Here is a 15,996-nt window from a genome sequence, read left to right as displayed (position 1 = left end):
TGACTGGCGTGAATTCCTTCCTGAATATTCTGGGGCTCGATCTTTCGGCCTTGCAAGGCTATGGCCCGTTGTTGCTGCACGGCACCTGGGTCACCCTGAAATTATCGGCACTTTCGCTACTGGTGAGCATGGCGCTGGGATTGCTCGGCGCGGCGGCCAAGCTGTCGCCACTGAAGCTGTTGAACCTGCCGGCAACCTTTTACACGACGCTGATTCGCGGGGTGCCTGACCTGGTGCTGATGCTACTGATTTTCTACAGTCTGCAAGGCTGGTTGAGCAGCCTGACGGAAGCGTTGGGCTGGCCCTACATGGAAATCGACCCGTTCGTGGCCGGCATCGTCACCCTCGGTTTTATCTACGGCGCTTACTTCACCGAGACCTTTCGCGGGGCAATTATGAGCGTGCCACGCGGTCAGCAGGAAGCCGCCGCGTGCTTTGGTTTGAATCGCTGGCAACGTTTTCGCTTTGTGGTGTTCCCGCAAATGATGCGCTTCGCCTTGCCCAGCCTGGGCAACAACTGGCTGGTGCTGCTCAAGGCGACGGCGCTGGTGTCGATCATCGGCTTGTCGGACCTGGTCAAGGTCGCGCAAGAGGCCGGTAAGAGCACCTTCAACATGCTCGACTTTCTGCTGTTGGCGGGGGCTCTGTACTTGCTGATCACCAGCGCCTCGAACTACGTCTTGCGCGTGTTGGAACGCCGCTATAACCAGGGCGTACGGGGGATGACGCGATGATCGAATTGATTGCCGAATACTGGAAACCCTTTCTGTTCACCGACGGCGACACCCTCACCGGACTGGCCATGACGTTGTGGTTGCTGGTGGCCAGTATCGCGATGGGATTTTTCCTGTCGTTGCCGTTGGCGATCCTCCGCGTTTCGCGGTGGGGCTTGCTGCGCTGGCCGGTTCAACTGTTTACCTACGTGTTCCGGGGTACGCCGTTGTATATCCAGTTGCTGATTTGCTACAGCGGCGTCTATGGCATCGCCGTGGTCCGCTCGCAGCCGCTGCTCGAAGCATTCTTTCGCGATGCGATGAATTGCACCTTGCTCGCGTTCACCCTCAACACCTGCGCCTACACCGTGGAAATTTTCGCCGGGGCGATTCGCAGCATTCCCTACGGTGAAATCGAAGCGGCCCACGCCTATGGCCTGAGCGGCTGGCGCCTGTATTTGCGGTTGATTTTGCCCTCGGCACTGCGCCGGGCGCTGCCGTATTACAGCAACGAAGTGATCCTGATGTTGCACGCCACTTCAGTAGCGTTCACGGCCACCATTCCCGACATTCTCAAAATCGCCAGGGATGCCAATGCCGCGACGTTTATGACCTTCCAGGCTTTCGGCATTGCCGGCCTGTTGTACCTCGCGCTGTCGTTCGGTCTGGTCGGCGCCTTCCGGCTGGCAGAGAAACGCTGGCTGAGCTTTCTCGGTCCGGCTCACTGAATTCCATTCTTTATCCAGAGCGACGCCGATAAGGGCGCCGTTCCAGGAGTGCTTGCATGTACAAACTCACGGTTGAAAATCTGTATAAACGTTTTGGTGACAACGAAGTGCTCAAGGGCGTCTCGTTGAATGCCAAGGCCGGCGATGTGGTTAGCATGATCGGCGCCAGCGGATCAGGTAAAAGCACTATGCTGCGTTGCATCAATTTCCTGGAACGCGCGGACGAAGGCGCCATCGCACTCGATGGCGAGCGGATCCTCACGCGCCCGGGGGCGGGCGGCATGCGCGTCGCCCATCCGGCGCAATTGCAGCGTTTGCGTACTCGGCTGGCGATGGTGTTCCAGCATTTCAATTTGTGGAGTCACTTGACGGTATTGGAGAACATCGTGCTGGCGCCGTGTCGGGTGTTGGGGATGAGCCGCAAGGCCGCCGAAGATAGCGCGCGGGCTTACCTGGACAAAGTCGGATTGCCGCTGAGAGTCGCCGATCAATACCCGGCGTTTTTGTCCGGCGGTCAGCAACAACGAGTGGCCATTGCCCGGGCGCTGGCGGTGGAACCGCAGATTCTGTTGTTCGACGAGCCGACCTCGGCACTCGATCCGGAACTGGTGGGCGAAGTGCTGAAGGTCATTCAGGCGCTGGCTGAAGAAGGCCGGACCATGTTGATGGTGACCCACGAAATGGGCTTTGCCCGGCAGGTCTCCAGCCAAGTGTTGTTCTTGCATCAGGGGCGGGTCGAGGAGCAGGGTGACGCGACGATCCTCGACCAGCCAAACAGTGAACGTTTACAGCAATTCCTATCGGGTCGTTTGAAGTGAGGCAAGACGTACATGGCGGAAATCCGCGATCTGTCGATCGTGCTTGATCGTATCGATCAGGCAATCATCGAAGTGCTGCGCCACGATGGGCGCATCACTTATCAAAAGCTCTCCGAGCGCGTGCACTTGACCCCAAGGCCCTGCCTGGAACGGGTGCGCAAGCTCGAACAGCTCGGGGTTATCCGTGGTTACGGCGCGATTCTCGATGAGAAGAAACTGACGCCGGGCTTGTCTTTGCTGGTGTTGGTAGCGCTGTCGAATCAGAGTGGGCGGGCGGCGCAAAAGGCTTTCGAGGCCAAGGTCCGCGCCTGCCCACAAGTGCTGGAATGCCGCTTGATCAGCGGTGCGTTCGACTACAGCCTGCGCATGCGGTGCCGGGACATGGAGCATTATCGGGTGCTGACCGAAGTGTGGTTTGACGACCCGGAATTGCATATCGACAAGTTGGTGAGCCATCCTGAACTGGCGACAGTCAAGACCACGATGGAATAGGCATCGAACGCTGTATGTGGGAGCGAGCCTGCTCGCGAAAGCGGTGGGTCAGCCAACGAGGATGTCGCCTGACAGGCCGTCTTCGCGAGCAGGCTCGCTCCCACAAGGATTGTGGTATTCAGGTACTGCAATTCAGGGTTCCCGACCCGCGCCGAATCGGCTGAGGCAACCAGAATCTTCAGCCGTTTCCATCACCGCCAGTGCCCTCATCAACCGGCTTTTCCCCGCCCCGAAACAGACAATGAGCACTTCTCAACCCTCATTGAATCTGTGCCCATGCAAACCACCAATACTGTTTTGATGATTCGCCCGACACGTTTCTCCTTCAATCAGGACACGGCGGCGAACAACCGTTTCCAGCGCCCGGCGGCCGCGTCCGAAGACGTGCAGCTCAAGGCTTTGCAAGAGTTCGATGGCTACGTCGCTGCGCTGCGCAGCCAGGGTGTCGAAGTGTTGGTGCATAACGACCTCGAAGCACCGCATACCCCGGACTCGATTTTCCCCAACAACTGGTGGAGCAGCCATCCGGACGGCACGTTGGTGCTGTACCCGATGCAAGGCCATAACCGGCGCCTGGAGCGGGACAAAGGCGCACTCGACTGGCTGCGCAACGAATTTCGAGTCGAACAGTTGCTGGACCTGTCCAGCCTTGAACAGCAGGAAGTGTTTCTCGAAGGCACTGGCAGCATGGTGCTGGATCGTCAGCAGCGGATTTGCTACGCCGGCTATTCCACCCGCACCCACGCCCGCGCCTTGGATCAGGTGGTCGAACATTTTGGGTACGAGCTGTGTGCATTCAACGCCGTGGACCGCCAGGGCGTCGCGATTTACCACACCAACGTGATGATGAGCGTCGGCACGCGGCTGGCCGTGGTCTGTCTGGCGTCGGTCGCGCAAACCGACGAGCGCCAGGCCTTGCACTCACGGTTGGAAAGCAGCGGCAAGCAGGTGATCGCGCTGAACTGGGCACAACTGGAGTCCTTCGCCGGCAATATGTTGGAAGTCCACAACTCGGCAGGGGACCCGGTATTGGTGATGTCGCGCACGGCGTGGCAATCGCTGGATGCCGGGCAGCGCCGCTTGATCGAAGCCCACACGACGCCGCTGCCGGTGAACATCGACACCATCGAGCGCATCGGTGGAGGCAGCGCACGCTGCATGTTGGCCGAGGTTTTTCTACCCAAACAACAGGCTACCCAGGAGCAAACACGATGATCGTCCGTCCAGCCACACCGGCCGACCTGCCGGCATTGTTAGCCTTGGCCCATAGCGCCGGCACTGGATTGACCACCTTGCCGGCCGACGCGTCGCGCTTGCGTCATCGTCTGGAATGGGCAGCGAAAACCTTTGCCGGCGAAGCCGAACGCGCCGATGCCGATTACCTGTTTGTGCTGGAAAACGAGCAGCATGAAGCGATAGGTATCTGTGCATTGGCCGGCGCTGTCGGTCTGCGCGAGCCCTGGTACAACTATCGATTGGGTTTGTTTGTCGCCGCGTCGAAAAACCTCGGAATCAACCAGCACCTGCCAACGTTGTTCCTCGGCAACGACATGACCGGCCATTCGGAACTGTGCTCGCTGTTTCTGCACGCCGATCACCGCAGCGGTCTGAACGGTCGTTTGCTGTCCAAGGCGCGATTCCTGTTCCTGGCGGAATTTCGTCAGCTCTTCGGGGACAAGGTGATCGCGGAGATGCGCGGCTACTCAGATGAAGAGGGGGTTTCACCGTTCTGGGAAGGGTTGGGGCGGCACTTCTTCAAGATGGATTTTGCCGATGCCGATTACCTCACGGGCCTGGGCAACAAGACCTTTATCGCGGAATTGATGCCCAAGTTTCCGCTGCCGACCTGCCTGTTGCCGGAAGCGGCGCGAACGGCCATTGGCCGCGTCCACCCCAACACCGAGCCGGCGCTGGGCATGCTCAAGGCTGAAGGATTCGAACACCGGGATTACATCGACATCTTCGACGGCGGCCCGCTGATTGAATGCGCCACCGGCGATATTCGTGCGGTGCGCGACAGCCAGGTACTGCAACTGAGCATCGGCACGCCGGGTGACCAGGCGGAGAATTACCTGATTCATAACCGCCAGTTCGCCGAATGCCGGATTACCACGGCAACGGCGCGGGTGGCTGCCGGTACGTTGATCGTCGATGCAGACACCGCGAAAACCCTGGGCCTGAATGTCGGCGCATCGGTGCGCGCGGTGAGTCTGGCGGTGCCTGTCCAGCAGCAATCAGCGGCCTAAGTCTGTAGCAGCTGGCGAAGCCTGCGTTCGGCTGCGCAGCAGTCGTGAAACCAGAGTGCACGGTCTTCCTGAAGTATCCCGTCCTCTGATTTTACGACTGCTGCGCAGCCGAACGCAGGCTTCGCCAGCTGCTACAGGTTGCGATAGTTGCGATGGTTGCGATCAGAGTCTGGGGCTCAGCACCTCACCAATGCTACGACGCTTGGCGTGCAATTCACTCGCATGGATCAACTGTTCAAGGTCTTCGGGCGTGACGTCAAAGAAGGCCTCCATGTCGGCCAATGCCAGCTTCAGGTCTTGAGCGGTAATGGCGTGGCTGTCGATGGGGGGATGATCGGCCGGCACCACGGCCGCCGGCTCGCTGGCGCGTTTAGGGTAACGAATGCCCGTCAGGTTGTTGTACGCCAGGGCGCTGAGCAGCAGGGTCGATGCGCCCACCATCACCGGGCCGAGGGCGTTCCAGTCCATGGCAATGGTAGCCGGGTCTGCCAATACCAGCGTCAGGGCCAACGCGCCGGCCGGTGGATGCAGGCAACGCAGCCAGCACATCAGCAACAAGGCCATGCCGGCCGCCAGGCCGGCGCTACCTAGCGTCCGGCCCAGCACGTGGGCCACGAGCAGCGACACCACTGCGGCGCTCAAATACCCGCCGACAATCGACCACGGTTGGGCGAGCGCACCGGAGGATACGGCGAACAGCAGCACCGCCGACGCCCCCAACGGGCCGATCAAGTGTTGCGCCACGTCGATTCCGAACACCTGCCCGCAGACCCAGACACTGAGCATCGTTCCAAGGGCCATGCCGATGGCGGCGCGGCTCCATTCGGTGGGGCGGGTGTTGATGGCGGCGGGTAACCAGCGAGCAAGCATGATGAAAACCGATCCGTTAACAAAACCGAGGAAAAAAAAGGGCTTAGCTGGAATACCCAGAAAGCCCTTGAAGGTGTTCCAACTATTGGGGGAGGAACGGCGACAGTGTGCCGTTCATTACCGATGCTGACAAATTCATATTAATGCAGTTTCAATGCACTATTTTTGCAGTATCGCCACCCGTCGGCCACTGAGGAAACACAGGGAGCCGCCCATGGCGGTCAGCGCACTCAGTGCATAAAACATGGTGGGCGCGGGCGTGTGCATCAACAGGTAGCCGCAAATCACCGGGCTCAAGGCGCCGCCGAGGGCTGCGAGGTTTTGTGCACCGTAGTAGCTGCCGCGCAGTTCTTCCGGGGCCAGGGTGTCAACGAAGAGAAATTCGGCGGGGTAAATGATCATTTCGCCCAGGGTGAAGATGAACATCGCCACGCACCAGCTCAGCAGGCTGTCGGCCAGACTGAAACCGATTAACCCGACGATGAACAGACTCGTGCCGCCGGCGATCCAGTAGCGCAGCTGTTCACGAATGAGAAAGCGGCCGATCTGGTATTGCAGCAGGATTACGCTGATGGCATTGCAGGCGAGCAGGGCGGCCATGGTTTCCAGGGCGCGCTTGGAATCGTGGGTCACCAGCAGGTATTGCGACAGGTACAACGTGAAGCGGCCATGAACCACCGTGCTGAGCAGGCAGCCGCCGGTGAACATGATCAGGGTGCGATCGTTTTTCAGGGTGATCAGCGTCTTGAGAAAGCTTTGCGGCTGGCCGATGGCGGGTGTCTGGGCCGAGTCCCTGGGGATGCCGATCATCAGGAAAATGCTGAAAAACGCGATGCCCCCAGCGATCAGGAACGGAGCAATCGGATACACGCCAGCGATCACTACGCCGAGCATCGGGCCGGTGGCATAACCGATGTTGGTCAGTGTGTAGCGCAGGGAAAAGGCCTTGGCGCGCTGCCCCATGGGCAGGTTTTCGCTGAGAATCGCTTTCGAACCGATGAGGAACAACGCCGAGGCGGTTTCGGTGATCACCAGGGTGACGGTGGTCAGGTAGAGGTTTTGCGCAAAGGTCAGCAGCACGAAACCGATGGCGCTGGAGAGCATCGCCAGGATCAGCAATCGGCGCTTTTCCAGGCGGTCGATGATGTAGCCACCGTAGAGAGCGAGCAGGGTGGCGATGAACACCGCGATCCCCAGCAGCAAACCAACGTCCTGCTGGTTGAGGCCGAGCTTGTTGCTCAGGAACAACGTGAGCAACGGGCTGGTGATGGCGCGGCTGACGACGATTGTCAGGGAGACGATCATCAGTCGGCGGATAACGAGCGAGTAAGTGGCCACAGTGGGGCAAATGTCCTTATTCAGGTGTTGTAGTGTTCGACGCGAAACCGTGTCGCTGCCATCGCGAGCAAGCTCGCTCCCACATTTGAAATGCGTTCCCCTGTGGGAGCGAGCCTGCTCGCGAAGAGGCCCGATCAGGCAACGCAAGTCTCAACCCAGCCACCGATCCAGCGAACGAACTGACTCAAGCGTTTCCAGCCGCCACAACTGCTCAAGCAATTCCCCGGCTTGCGCCTGAGGCATTACCCGCGTCGCCAAACTAAAAAACTTCTGTTCCAGCGCTGCATCACTCAGCGGATTCGCCGGCGCCCCCAGTGGCGGATCGACACACAGGCTCGCCCGTCGACCGTCCACGGTCCCTACGCTGACGACGGGCTCGCCATCCTCTGACAGTTGCGAATCCACTTCAAGGTGAATGCGCGACACCCAGTGCGCGATACGCGGATCGCCACGTTGTTCATCGTCATAAGCCTCCAGCTGGCAATGACCATGGACCAGCCGCGCGGCCAAGGCATACGGCAGACTCATCTGCGCCGCTGCCAAGGTGCTGACGTCACGCCCGCCACACATACCCAGAAGAAAGCTGCACAACGAAACGTGAACATCCTCGACCTGATCAGCCCCCACCTGCAGTTGCTCGAGTAACAGACCCAACGCGTCGATCGCCGAATGAGTCCCCCGACACGCGGCGTAGGGCTTGATCGAGCAGCGGGCGAGCTTCCACACCACGCCCAGGTCGGCATCCAGCGCTTCAGGCTGTGAACTCACCCCAGCCAACGTTTTCAAAAAACCGCCCCAGACATCATCGAACAATCGGCTCGGCCCGGTGATGCCCCGTTGGGCAAACCGGGCCGCCAGCAACCCGCCTTCAGCCGCGCGCCCAGTGTGAAGTTTTTTGCTTTGCGAACCGTCATGAATAAAGGCCCATAGCCCTGCACTGAAGCTGCCGGCAATGCCCAGCGCCGACTGTGTTTGGCCAATATCCAGCCGCAAAATTCGTGCACTGGCAGCGGCCGCACCGAACACGCCGCAGGTCGCGGTGGAGTGCCAACCCGCGCCGTTATGCGCGGAGTAACCGCCGCAGGCTTCGAGCACCCGACGGCCGACTTCGTAGCCGATGACCACCGCTGCAATCAGCTCGCGACCGCTGACCGGCTTTGTAAGCATCGACACGGCGGCCATTACGGCCGGCAGCACCACTGCGCCGGAATGATCGCAACCGCCGGTGTCATCCAGCTCCAGTGCATGAGCGGCGACACCGTTGAGCATCGCCGCCTGAGCGGCACCGACCTTTAGCTCGGTGCCCCAGACTGACGTTTGGCCGGTTTCACCATCGAAAACCTGCCGCGCCTGTCTGGCGACATCGCTATTGGCCCCGGCGAGCGTCACGCCAAAGGTATCGAGAATGTGCCGCGTGGCTTGTGCCACCAGCGCCGCAGGCAAGTCTTCAAATCGGCTGTCAACGCAGAACTGCGCCAGTCGCTGCATGCGCTCCGTCATGCGATGTACTCCCGATAGTGCCGTTCATAGACCGCAGCCGGGTGATCCTCGGTCAACGCTGTGGCCGATTGCGCCCACCACCGGGCCACTTCAGCGCCCGTGGCAATCCACACGTCATCGTGCTGCTGAATGCCCTGGAGCAACTCGCGCAACACGCCAATTCTCCCGGGGGTGGCAATAATCTCCGGGTGCAGCCGCAGCACGTAACACAGCCCAAACCGGTGAAACCCGGCGAAGTCCATTTGCAGGTTGCCCAAGGTGTGGCTGTAGGAGGCGATCCGCGATTGCGCTGGTGGCACCGCCGGGCTCAGGTTGAAGGCAAAGTAGGGCTCATCCTCCAGTTCGTAATGCAGGGGCAGCTCGATCACTTCGGGTGCCGTCGGGTGCGCGAACGGCAAATCATCACCGCGCCATGACGATGACCAGCGAATGCCTTGGTCCCTGAGTGCTTGGCTAAAACCCGGAGCGCCATTGCCCGCCGGAATGCGGAAACCTGTCGGGCGCTGGCCGGTCAGCGCTTTCAAGGCTTCGCAGCCCTTGGCGATTTCCGCACGTTGCGCGGCCAGGTCCAGTGCGTCGTAGTGCTGATGGCGATAGCCTGCGCAAGCAATCTCATGCCCTGCGGCCTGGATCGCGCGGAGGTGTTCCGGGTTTTCCTCGGCGACGATGCCTGGCACAAACCAGCTGCTGGTAACCCCCAGTTCGGCGAACAATGCCAGCAAACGGTCGACACCGCGCCGAGTGCCATAGCGCCAGACCGACAGGGTCTTGTCGCGCCCCGCGACTTCCGGGGCCTGGGTCAAAATGCCGTGGATGTCGTTGTAATCGACGGTCAGTACCACGGCGCATCGGTAGCCTTTGGGCCAGAGAGGGGAATCAGCCATGGTGATGCTCCTTCAGCCACCACTGCGCGACATCGCGGCAGGTGGCGAACCAGACGTCGTCGCGCTGGCGCATGTGTTCGAAGAGTTTTTCCAGCAGCAGGATGCGCCCCGGCTTGCCGGTGATCTTGGGGTGGAACAGGGTGGTCAGGCACAAGCCTTCATTCATCGCACCGTCGTATTCGCGGCACCAGTTGTCCAGCGTCAATTCGTAGCTGGCGGTGCGATCCAGTCCGGAAGGGAAATCCGGCGCGCGGGTGTAGGCGAGGGAGGCGTAGTCGTCCATTTCCCAGCGGCCGGGAATTTCCACCAGTGGTGTATCAAAGCCGGGCACTTTCACCAGGTAGGGCCGGTCATCGCCGCGCATGCTGCTGGAATAGGTGACGCCGGCTTCCACCAACATGGCCGGGGTTTCGGCGCGCCAGTCACCTGACGGCGTGCGGAAACCTTCGGCGCGGATGTTCAGGTGTGTCCAGAACACCTCGCGGGATTTATTCATCACGTCCTTTTGCTGTTCCAGCGTCAGGGCGTAAAAAGATTCGTGTTTGTAGCCGTGGTAGGCCACTTCATGCCCACGCTCGACAATGGCCTGGCACTGTTTCGGCCAGTTTTCCACGACCCAGGCCGGGATAAAAAACGTCGTCGGGATTCGGTACTCATCGAGTACATCGAGCAGGCGTGGCAACGCTCGGTAGGGGCCGTAACCGCCGAAGCCGAAGTACTCGGGCTTGTGCCAGATCGAGCCATTAAGCATGGCATCGCCGGTGGGGCCGTCGAGGTCGAAGGCCAGGGCGAGACAGGCGTTGTGCTGGTCGGGCCAGGCGGGTCGGGTTGAGGAGGACATCGTGTGGCGCTCCGGAATTTATGGTTGAAACACCTGTAGCAGCTGCCGAGCCTGCGAGGCTGCGTTCGGTGGCGAAGCCGTCGTAAACCCTACACGAAAGGTTTTTCGGTCACACCGCGTTGTCTGATTTCACGACTGCTTCGCAGTCGAACGCAGGCTTCGCCAGCTGCTACACCGACCGAGATTGCGTCGGTTACTGAGGTTATTTCCCGGCGTTGATGCTCACGGTCTTGATCGCACCCAGCTCCAAGTCCCATTTCTTCAGGATCGCCTGATAGCTGCCGTCATCCACCATGCTCTGCAACGCCACCTTCACCGCGTCGCTCAACTCAGGCTTCTTCTTGCTCACACCCAGCCCGGTGAACTGCACGGAAATCGGCATGCCGACCGTCTTGTACATGTCCTTTTCCTGAGTCTTCAGGTAGGACAACGTCTCGCTGCCTTGCATCGCCGCATCGATACGGCTCTGACGCAGTTGCGCACGCGCATCCGCCGAACCTTCGGTGCCGATCACCACGATGGCCGGTTTGCCGGCGGCTTCGCAGTGGGCCTTGCTGTATTCAGCGATTTCCGCCGGGAAGGTGGTCCGTCGGCTGGTGCCGACTTTCTTGCCGCACAGATCAGTGATTTCGTTGAAATCCTTGTTCTTCTGCAAGGTATAGAACTGCGGGCCGCTGGTGAAATAGTCGACGAAGGTGACACTGGCCTGGCGCTCGACGGTATCGGTCATGCCCGACAGCACCATGTCCACGCGGTCGGTGGTCAAGGCGTTGATCATTTGCTCGAAACCGGTTTCCTGCCATTTGATTTTCACGCCCAGACGTTCGGCCAGGGCGTTGCCCAGGTCATAGTCAAGGCCGGTGAGGGTGTTGGTGGCCGGGTCTTTGAAGTCCATCGGCGGGTAGTTCGGCATGATCGCGACGACGATCTCGCCCTTGCTCTTGATGCTGGCCGGTAATTCGGCGGCGAAGCTGACGCTGGACGCCATCAAGCTTGCGAGTACTGCTGGAATAACGAAGTTCTTCATGGTCGTTCTCTTATGAATGTTGTGAGCGCCAAAGGGCACTTAGGTTCGAACGGCAGAAATGAAGCTTTGGGTGCGCGGGTTTTGCGGACTTATTAGAATTTCTTCGGGGCTTCCTGCCTCCACGATCTGGCCGCCGTCCATGAACACCATGCGGTTGGAAACCTCGCGAGCGAAGCCCAGTTCATGGGTGACGACGATCATGGTCATGCCGGTTTGCGCCAGATCGCGCATCACCGACAGCACCTCACCGACCAATTCCGGGTCGAGTGCCGAAGTGGGTTCATCAAACAGCATCAGCTTGGGGCGCATGGCCAACGCACGGGCGATGGCAACGCGTTGTTGCTGCCCCCCCGAAAGTTCGATCGGGTAGCTGTTGCGCTTGTCGGCCAGGCCGACGCGGGCGAGCAATTCCACCGCTTCGTCGTGCGCTTCTTTGGGCGAACGCTTGAGCACCTGGCACGGCCCTTCGATGATGTTTTGCAGCACAGTCATGTGCGGGAACAGGTTGAAACGCTGGAACACCATGCCAGTGGACAGGCGCTGGCGGGCGATCTGCGACTCGTTGAGCTCGTGCAGTTTGTTGCCGACCACGCGGTAACCCACCAGCTCGCCGTCGACCCAGAGGCCGCCCTTGTCGATCTTCTCCAACTGGTTGATGCAACGCAGCAACGTGCTTTTACCCGAGCCGGACGGGCCGATGATGCACAGCACTTCACCTTGTTCGACTTCGATATTGATGTCCTTGAGCGCGTGGTACTGGTCGTAATATTTGTTCAGGCTCACGGCCTTGACGATGCTTCTCATGGTGAACTCCTCAAGAACGCTTGCCGGCGCCGCGAGCGAAACGACGCTCCAGACGGCTTTGACCAAAGGACAGGACGGTGACGGCGACCAGGTACCAGATACCGGCGACGATCAGCAGCTCCATCACGCGGGCGTTGGCGTAGTAGATGTTCTGGGCGTTGTAGAGCAGTTCCGAATACTGGATAACGCTCGCCAGCGAGGTCATTTTCACCATGCCGATGAATTCGTTACCGACAGGCGGAATGATGATCCGCATGGCCTGGGGCAGGATGATTCGGCGCAGTGCTTGCAAGCGCGGCATGCCGATCGACTTGGCCGCTTCGTACTGCCCCGTGTCCACCGACAGCAGGCCGGCGCGTACCACTTCGGCGGTGTAGGCGCCCTGGTTGATACTCAAACCGAGGAGGGCGGCCACGAACGGGGTCATCAGGCTCACGGTGTCCATTTCGAACAGGCCGGGGATGCCGATGGTGGGGAAAATCAGCGCCAGGTTGAACCACAACAGCAGTTGCAGGATCAGTGGCGTGCCGCGAAACAGCCAGGTGTAGGTCACCGCCACGTAGCGCAGGATCGGGTTGGCCGACATGCGCATGATCGCCGTGATGACCCCGAACACGATGCCCAGTGCCATCGCCAGCACCGCCATGACGATGGTGTTGAACAACCCCCATATGATCGCTTGCGAGGTGACGAACTGGCCGATGTACGACCATTCGATCTTGCCTTCGGCAAAGGCGCGCACCAGCCCGAGAAGGGCGATGACGATGACGGTGGCAAAGAAAATCCGCCCGTAATAGCGCCGAGGCACGTGGTGGTACTGGGTAATGTCGAACTGGTTTTCCGCCAGTTTTCGCTCCGACTGGAGTCGTTCTGCCTGGGTCTGGCTCATGTTGCTTCTCCGTACACTGGTAATCCCTGTAGGAGCGAGCTTGCTCGCGAAAGCGGCACATTCAACATCCATGTTGACTGACTCGCCGCCATCGCGAGCAAGCTCGCTCCTACAGGTTTTTCGCCGTGAATCAAAGGCGGAAGCCCTGATAGTTCTCGGTCCACGCTTGCTGGGCGGCGAGGGCGGTTTTCAAGCGGCCGATTTGTTCACGCACCTGTTGCGGCGCGGTGCCACCCCAACCGCTGCGAGCAGCGATGGCGGCTTCAAGGGTCAGGCTGTCACGCACTTCGGGTGTCAGGCGCGGGTCGATCTCGGCCAGCAGCGCCGGCGACGCTTCCCACAGTTCGATGTCGCGTTTCTCGCAGGCTTGTACCAGCGCACCGGTGATTTCGTGGGCTTCCTTGAACGGTACGCCGCGCACGGCCAGCCAGTCGGCGACTTCGGTGGCGAGGGTGAAGCCAAGCGGTGCCTGGCGCCGCAGCTCCTCGACGTTGACCTTCATGGTGGCCACCATTCCGGCCATGGCCGGCAGCACCAACAGCAGGGTGTCGACGCTGTCGAGCACGCCGTTCTTGTCTTCGCTCAAGTCGCGGTTGTAGGACAGCGGCAGGGATTTGAGGGTGGAGAGCAGACCGGTCAGGTTACCGATCAAGCGACCAGCCTTGCCCCGGGCCAGCTCAGCGATGTCCGGGTTCTTCTTCTGCGGCATGATCGAGCTACCGGTGGCGTAGGCATCGTCCAGTGCGACCCAGCGAAATTGCCGCGACGACCACAGGCAGAATTCTTCGGCGAGGCGGGAAATGTTGATCCCCAACATGCTGGCGATAAACAGGAATTCGGCGACGTGGTCGCGGCTGGCCACGGCATCGATGGAGTTTTCACAGACCCCGCTGTAGCCCATTTCCTTGGCCGACTGCTGAGGCAGGCGAGCGATGGCGGAGCCGGCCATGGCCGCCGCACCGAGTGGCGACAGCGAAGTGCGCACGTCCCAGTCCACCAAGCGTTGCACGTCACGCAGCATCGATTGGGCGTGAGCCAGCAAGTGGTGCGCGAAGACGATGGGTTGGGCTTGCTGCAGGTGAGTGAACCCAGGGCAGATGCTTTCGATGTGCTGCTCGGCCTGATCGACCAGTGCGTGTTGCAGGGCCAGCACCTCGACGGCCAGGGTGCGGACGTGATCGCGCAGAAACAGGCGCAGGTCGTTGGCCGTCTGGTCGTTGCGTGAACGACCGGCACGCAGTTTGCCGCCGAGTGCGCCAAGGCGCTCGGTCAACAGGCGTTCGATGAAGGTGTGGACGTCTTCGTCGTCGAGGGTCGGCGCGATACTGCCGGCGCGGAAGTCATCACCAATGCGCTCCAAGGCGTCGAGCATGCTCAGGGTTTCTTGCTCGCTGAGCAGCCCGGCGCGTTGCAGTTCACGGGCATGGGCCTTGGAGCCGGCGAGGTCATACGGCGTGAGGCGAAAGTAGCGCTCAGGGCAACGGGACAGGGCCGCCAGGGCTTCGGATGGGCCGCTTTTGAAGCGAGCACCCCAGAGACGGTCGGTGGTTTGAGACATTGTTGTTTTCCTCGTCGGTAAAGCGAACTGAAATCGGTGTGCCAAGCCCGGAACATCCGCCGGAAATCATTCGGGCGTGGTTCGGCTCAAGCAGGTTTGATGAGGGCAGTTGCGAAGTGGCGAGAGTTGATCGTAGTGTCAACTTTTAATGGTGCGAAATCAGTGGGTTGGCACTGAAGTGCGAAAATTATTAGCGGTTGCCAAGCTTGGTTTTCTGTGTTCATTATTATTGGCCAGCTATGTTTTTGTTGTTGGACACAGGTTGTTGAATAGCGCGCCAGAGGTAAATAAGCATTATGGAAACCCCACTTTCCAATTCCGGAAACCCGCCGCCGAAAACGGCGTATCGGGCACCGCTGGCCCTCAGCGGTCTGGACTTCAAACTGCTCAAGGTGTTCAAGGCAGTGGTCGAGGCCGGAGGCTTCAGTGCGGCGCAGAACGAGCTGAATGTGGGGCTGGCAGCCATCAGCAAACAGATCTCCGACCTGGAAATCCGCATCGGCATGCGCCTGTGCACCCGAGGCCGAGAAGGTTTTCATCTAACCGAAGAGGGCCGTCTGGTGTATCAGGCGTCCATCGATTTATTTGCCTCTGTCGATAACTTCAGGGACAGGCTTAGTTCCGCGCAAAACGAACTGATCGGCGACCTGGGTGTGGGGGTTATTGATAATACGATTACCGATATTAATTCGCCGTTAGTTGCGGCGCTTAGACGAATTAATGAAGCGTCGCCGAAAGTAAGGTTTCAACTTCAAACTTCTCAACTGGATGAAGTGGAAAGAGGCGTCGTGGAGGGGCGTCTAACAGCGGGGATTGTTCCGGTTTATCAAAAACGGGAAGAGTTTGATTACTACGCACTGTATGAAGAACGCTCGGAGGTTTATTGCGCCGTCGGACATCCGTTGTTCTCGATGCCGGACGCGGAAATGGACAGTCAGGTGCTCAAGGATCACGCGTGCATCAACCACCGCTATGCGATTCATCGGGACAAGCTGAACTTCGCCCATTACGACAGCTTCTCCGCCTCGGCCACTCAGGTGGAAGCCGTGGCTTTGCTGATCAAGACCGGCCGTTTCGTGGGTTTTCTACCCCAACATTACGCCGCGCCGTGGGTGGCCCAGGGGCAATTCCGGGCGGTGCGCCCGGACCTGATCAGCATCATCACACCGTTCAATCTGATCCTTCGTCACAACACTGTGCGCAGTCCGCTGGTGAAGGCATTTGCCCAAGCGTTGGGGGTGGATCTGAAAGCGCCGGTTTAACTGTAGGAGCGAGCTTGCTCGCGATG

At 60.0% G+C, this 15,996-nt stretch carries 16 protein-coding genes; 7 read left to right on the top strand and 9 right to left on the bottom strand.

Features of this window, described 5'->3' with window-relative positions:
* Positions 1 to 8 precede the first annotated feature (8 nt).
* The 6 genes from AC1MDT_RS08430 to astA all read left to right on the top strand — a co-directional run bounded on the left by AC1MDT_RS08430 (position 9) and on the right by astA (position 4,997).
* Positions 9 to 734: an ABC transporter permease gene (locus AC1MDT_RS08430; protein WP_480421584.1), complete on the top strand. Its 726-nt coding sequence runs from the start codon at positions 9 to 11 to the stop codon at positions 732 to 734.
* Entirely contained in the window at positions 731 to 1,441 is a 711-nt protein-coding gene (locus tag AC1MDT_RS08425; RefSeq protein ID WP_480421583.1) for an ABC transporter permease, read from the top strand. The genes AC1MDT_RS08430 and AC1MDT_RS08425 overlap by 4 nt, the downstream gene beginning before the upstream one ends.
* A 56-nt stretch (positions 1,442 to 1,497) precedes the next feature.
* On the top strand, positions 1,498 to 2,259 hold the full coding sequence (locus tag AC1MDT_RS08420) for an ABC transporter ATP-binding protein (RefSeq protein ID WP_480421582.1): 762 nt from the start codon (positions 1,498 to 1,500) through the stop codon (positions 2,257 to 2,259).
* 12 nt (positions 2,260 to 2,271) lie between these two features.
* Positions 2,272 to 2,751 (top strand): Lrp/AsnC family transcriptional regulator, encoded by a 480-nt coding sequence (locus AC1MDT_RS08415; RefSeq protein ID WP_414908186.1) that lies wholly within the window; start codon positions 2,272 to 2,274, stop codon positions 2,749 to 2,751.
* Positions 2,752 to 3,027: 276 nt separating this feature from the next.
* The gene (ctlX, locus tag AC1MDT_RS08410) at positions 3,028 to 3,966 is read left to right on the top strand and encodes a citrulline utilization hydrolase CtlX (RefSeq protein WP_480421581.1); all 939 of its coding nucleotides are present in this window, start codon (positions 3,028 to 3,030) and stop codon (positions 3,964 to 3,966) included.
* Complete coding sequence (gene astA, locus AC1MDT_RS08405) at positions 3,963 to 4,997, top strand: arginine N-succinyltransferase (RefSeq protein WP_480421580.1); 1,035 nt, start codon at positions 3,963 to 3,965, stop codon at positions 4,995 to 4,997. Before ctlX ends, astA begins: the two co-directional genes overlap by 4 nt.
* A 162-nt stretch (positions 4,998 to 5,159) precedes the next feature.
* Here astA and AC1MDT_RS08400 read toward each other — a convergent pair whose 3' ends face one another.
* From AC1MDT_RS08400 to argH, 9 genes are all read right to left on the bottom strand, one after another.
* The gene (locus AC1MDT_RS08400; protein ID WP_480421579.1) at positions 5,160 to 5,867 is read right to left on the bottom strand and encodes an HPP family protein; all 708 of its coding nucleotides are present in this window, start codon (positions 5,865 to 5,867) and stop codon (positions 5,160 to 5,162) included.
* Positions 5,868 to 6,026: 159 nt separating this feature from the next.
* Positions 6,027 to 7,205 carry an MFS transporter gene (locus tag AC1MDT_RS08395; RefSeq protein WP_480421578.1) on the bottom strand — a complete coding sequence of 393 codons (1,179 nt, stop codon included), beginning with the start codon at positions 7,203 to 7,205 and terminating at the stop codon, positions 6,027 to 6,029.
* A 150-nt stretch (positions 7,206 to 7,355) separates the two neighbouring features.
* Positions 7,356 to 8,705: an MmgE/PrpD family protein gene (locus AC1MDT_RS08390; RefSeq protein ID WP_480421577.1), complete on the bottom strand. Its 1,350-nt coding sequence runs from the start codon at positions 8,703 to 8,705 to the stop codon at positions 7,356 to 7,358.
* The gene (locus tag AC1MDT_RS08385) at positions 8,702 to 9,589 is read right to left on the bottom strand and encodes a polysaccharide deacetylase family protein (protein WP_480421576.1); all 888 of its coding nucleotides are present in this window, start codon (positions 9,587 to 9,589) and stop codon (positions 8,702 to 8,704) included. The genes AC1MDT_RS08390 and AC1MDT_RS08385 overlap by 4 nt, the downstream gene beginning before the upstream one ends.
* Entirely contained in the window at positions 9,582 to 10,430 is an 849-nt protein-coding gene (locus AC1MDT_RS08380) for a polysaccharide deacetylase family protein (protein WP_480421575.1), read from the bottom strand. Before AC1MDT_RS08380 ends, AC1MDT_RS08385 begins: the two co-directional genes overlap by 8 nt.
* A gap of 202 nt (positions 10,431 to 10,632) precedes the next feature.
* A complete protein-coding gene (locus AC1MDT_RS08375; RefSeq protein WP_480421574.1) occupies positions 10,633 to 11,457 on the bottom strand; it encodes an ABC transporter substrate-binding protein in 825 nt (274 codons plus the stop codon).
* 39 nt (positions 11,458 to 11,496) lie between these two features.
* Positions 11,497 to 12,261: an amino acid ABC transporter ATP-binding protein gene (locus AC1MDT_RS08370; protein WP_480421573.1), complete on the bottom strand. Its 765-nt coding sequence runs from the start codon at positions 12,259 to 12,261 to the stop codon at positions 11,497 to 11,499.
* Positions 12,262 to 12,271: 10 nt separating this feature from the next.
* On the bottom strand, positions 12,272 to 13,150 hold the full coding sequence (locus AC1MDT_RS08365; protein WP_414908196.1) for an amino acid ABC transporter permease: 879 nt from the start codon (positions 13,148 to 13,150) through the stop codon (positions 12,272 to 12,274).
* 130 nt (positions 13,151 to 13,280) lie between these two features.
* Positions 13,281 to 14,708 carry an argininosuccinate lyase gene (gene argH, locus AC1MDT_RS08360; protein ID WP_480421572.1) on the bottom strand — a complete coding sequence of 476 codons (1,428 nt, stop codon included), beginning with the start codon at positions 14,706 to 14,708 and terminating at the stop codon, positions 13,281 to 13,283.
* 296 nt (positions 14,709 to 15,004) lie between these two features.
* Here argH and AC1MDT_RS08355 point away from each other — a divergent pair, with 296 nt between their 5' ends.
* Positions 15,005 to 15,970 carry a LysR family transcriptional regulator gene (locus tag AC1MDT_RS08355; protein WP_480421571.1) on the top strand — a complete coding sequence of 322 codons (966 nt, stop codon included), beginning with the start codon at positions 15,005 to 15,007 and terminating at the stop codon, positions 15,968 to 15,970.
* The last annotated feature ends 26 nt before the right edge of the window (positions 15,971 to 15,996 follow it).

Source organism: Pseudomonas sp. ASL7, assembly GCF_056680375.1.
The sequence above is the reverse complement of the archived record's forward strand: the minus strand, read 5'-3'. Positions and strand labels throughout refer to the sequence as shown.

Coding starts and splice junctions, on each gene's coding strand:
- AC1MDT_RS08425 (WP_480421583.1), top strand. CDS start 731: ATGATCGAATTGATTGCCGAATACTGGAAACCCTTTCTGTTCACCGAC.
- AC1MDT_RS08420 (WP_480421582.1), top strand. CDS start 1,498: ATGTACAAACTCACGGTTGAAAATCTGTATAAACGTTTTGGTGACAAC.
- AC1MDT_RS08415 (WP_414908186.1), top strand. CDS start 2,272: ATGGCGGAAATCCGCGATCTGTCGATCGTGCTTGATCGTATCGATCAG.
- ctlX (WP_480421581.1), top strand. CDS start 3,028: ATGCAAACCACCAATACTGTTTTGATGATTCGCCCGACACGTTTCTCC.
- astA (WP_480421580.1), top strand. CDS start 3,963: ATGATCGTCCGTCCAGCCACACCGGCCGACCTGCCGGCATTGTTAGCC.
- AC1MDT_RS08400 (WP_480421579.1), bottom strand. CDS start 5,867: ATGCTTGCTCGCTGGTTACCCGCCGCCATCAACACCCGCCCCACCGAA.
- AC1MDT_RS08390 (WP_480421577.1), bottom strand. CDS start 8,705: ATGACGGAGCGCATGCAGCGACTGGCGCAGTTCTGCGTTGACAGCCGA.
- AC1MDT_RS08385 (WP_480421576.1), bottom strand. CDS start 9,589: ATGGCTGATTCCCCTCTCTGGCCCAAAGGCTACCGATGCGCCGTGGTA.
- AC1MDT_RS08380 (WP_480421575.1), bottom strand. CDS start 10,430: ATGTCCTCCTCAACCCGACCCGCCTGGCCCGACCAGCACAACGCCTGT.
- AC1MDT_RS08375 (WP_480421574.1), bottom strand. CDS start 11,457: ATGAAGAACTTCGTTATTCCAGCAGTACTCGCAAGCTTGATGGCGTCC.
- AC1MDT_RS08370 (WP_480421573.1), bottom strand. CDS start 12,261: ATGAGAAGCATCGTCAAGGCCGTGAGCCTGAACAAATATTACGACCAG.
- AC1MDT_RS08365 (WP_414908196.1), bottom strand. CDS start 13,150: ATGAGCCAGACCCAGGCAGAACGACTCCAGTCGGAGCGAAAACTGGCG.
- argH (WP_480421572.1), bottom strand. CDS start 14,708: ATGTCTCAAACCACCGACCGTCTCTGGGGTGCTCGCTTCAAAAGCGGC.
- AC1MDT_RS08355 (WP_480421571.1), top strand. CDS start 15,005: ATGGAAACCCCACTTTCCAATTCCGGAAACCCGCCGCCGAAAACGGCG.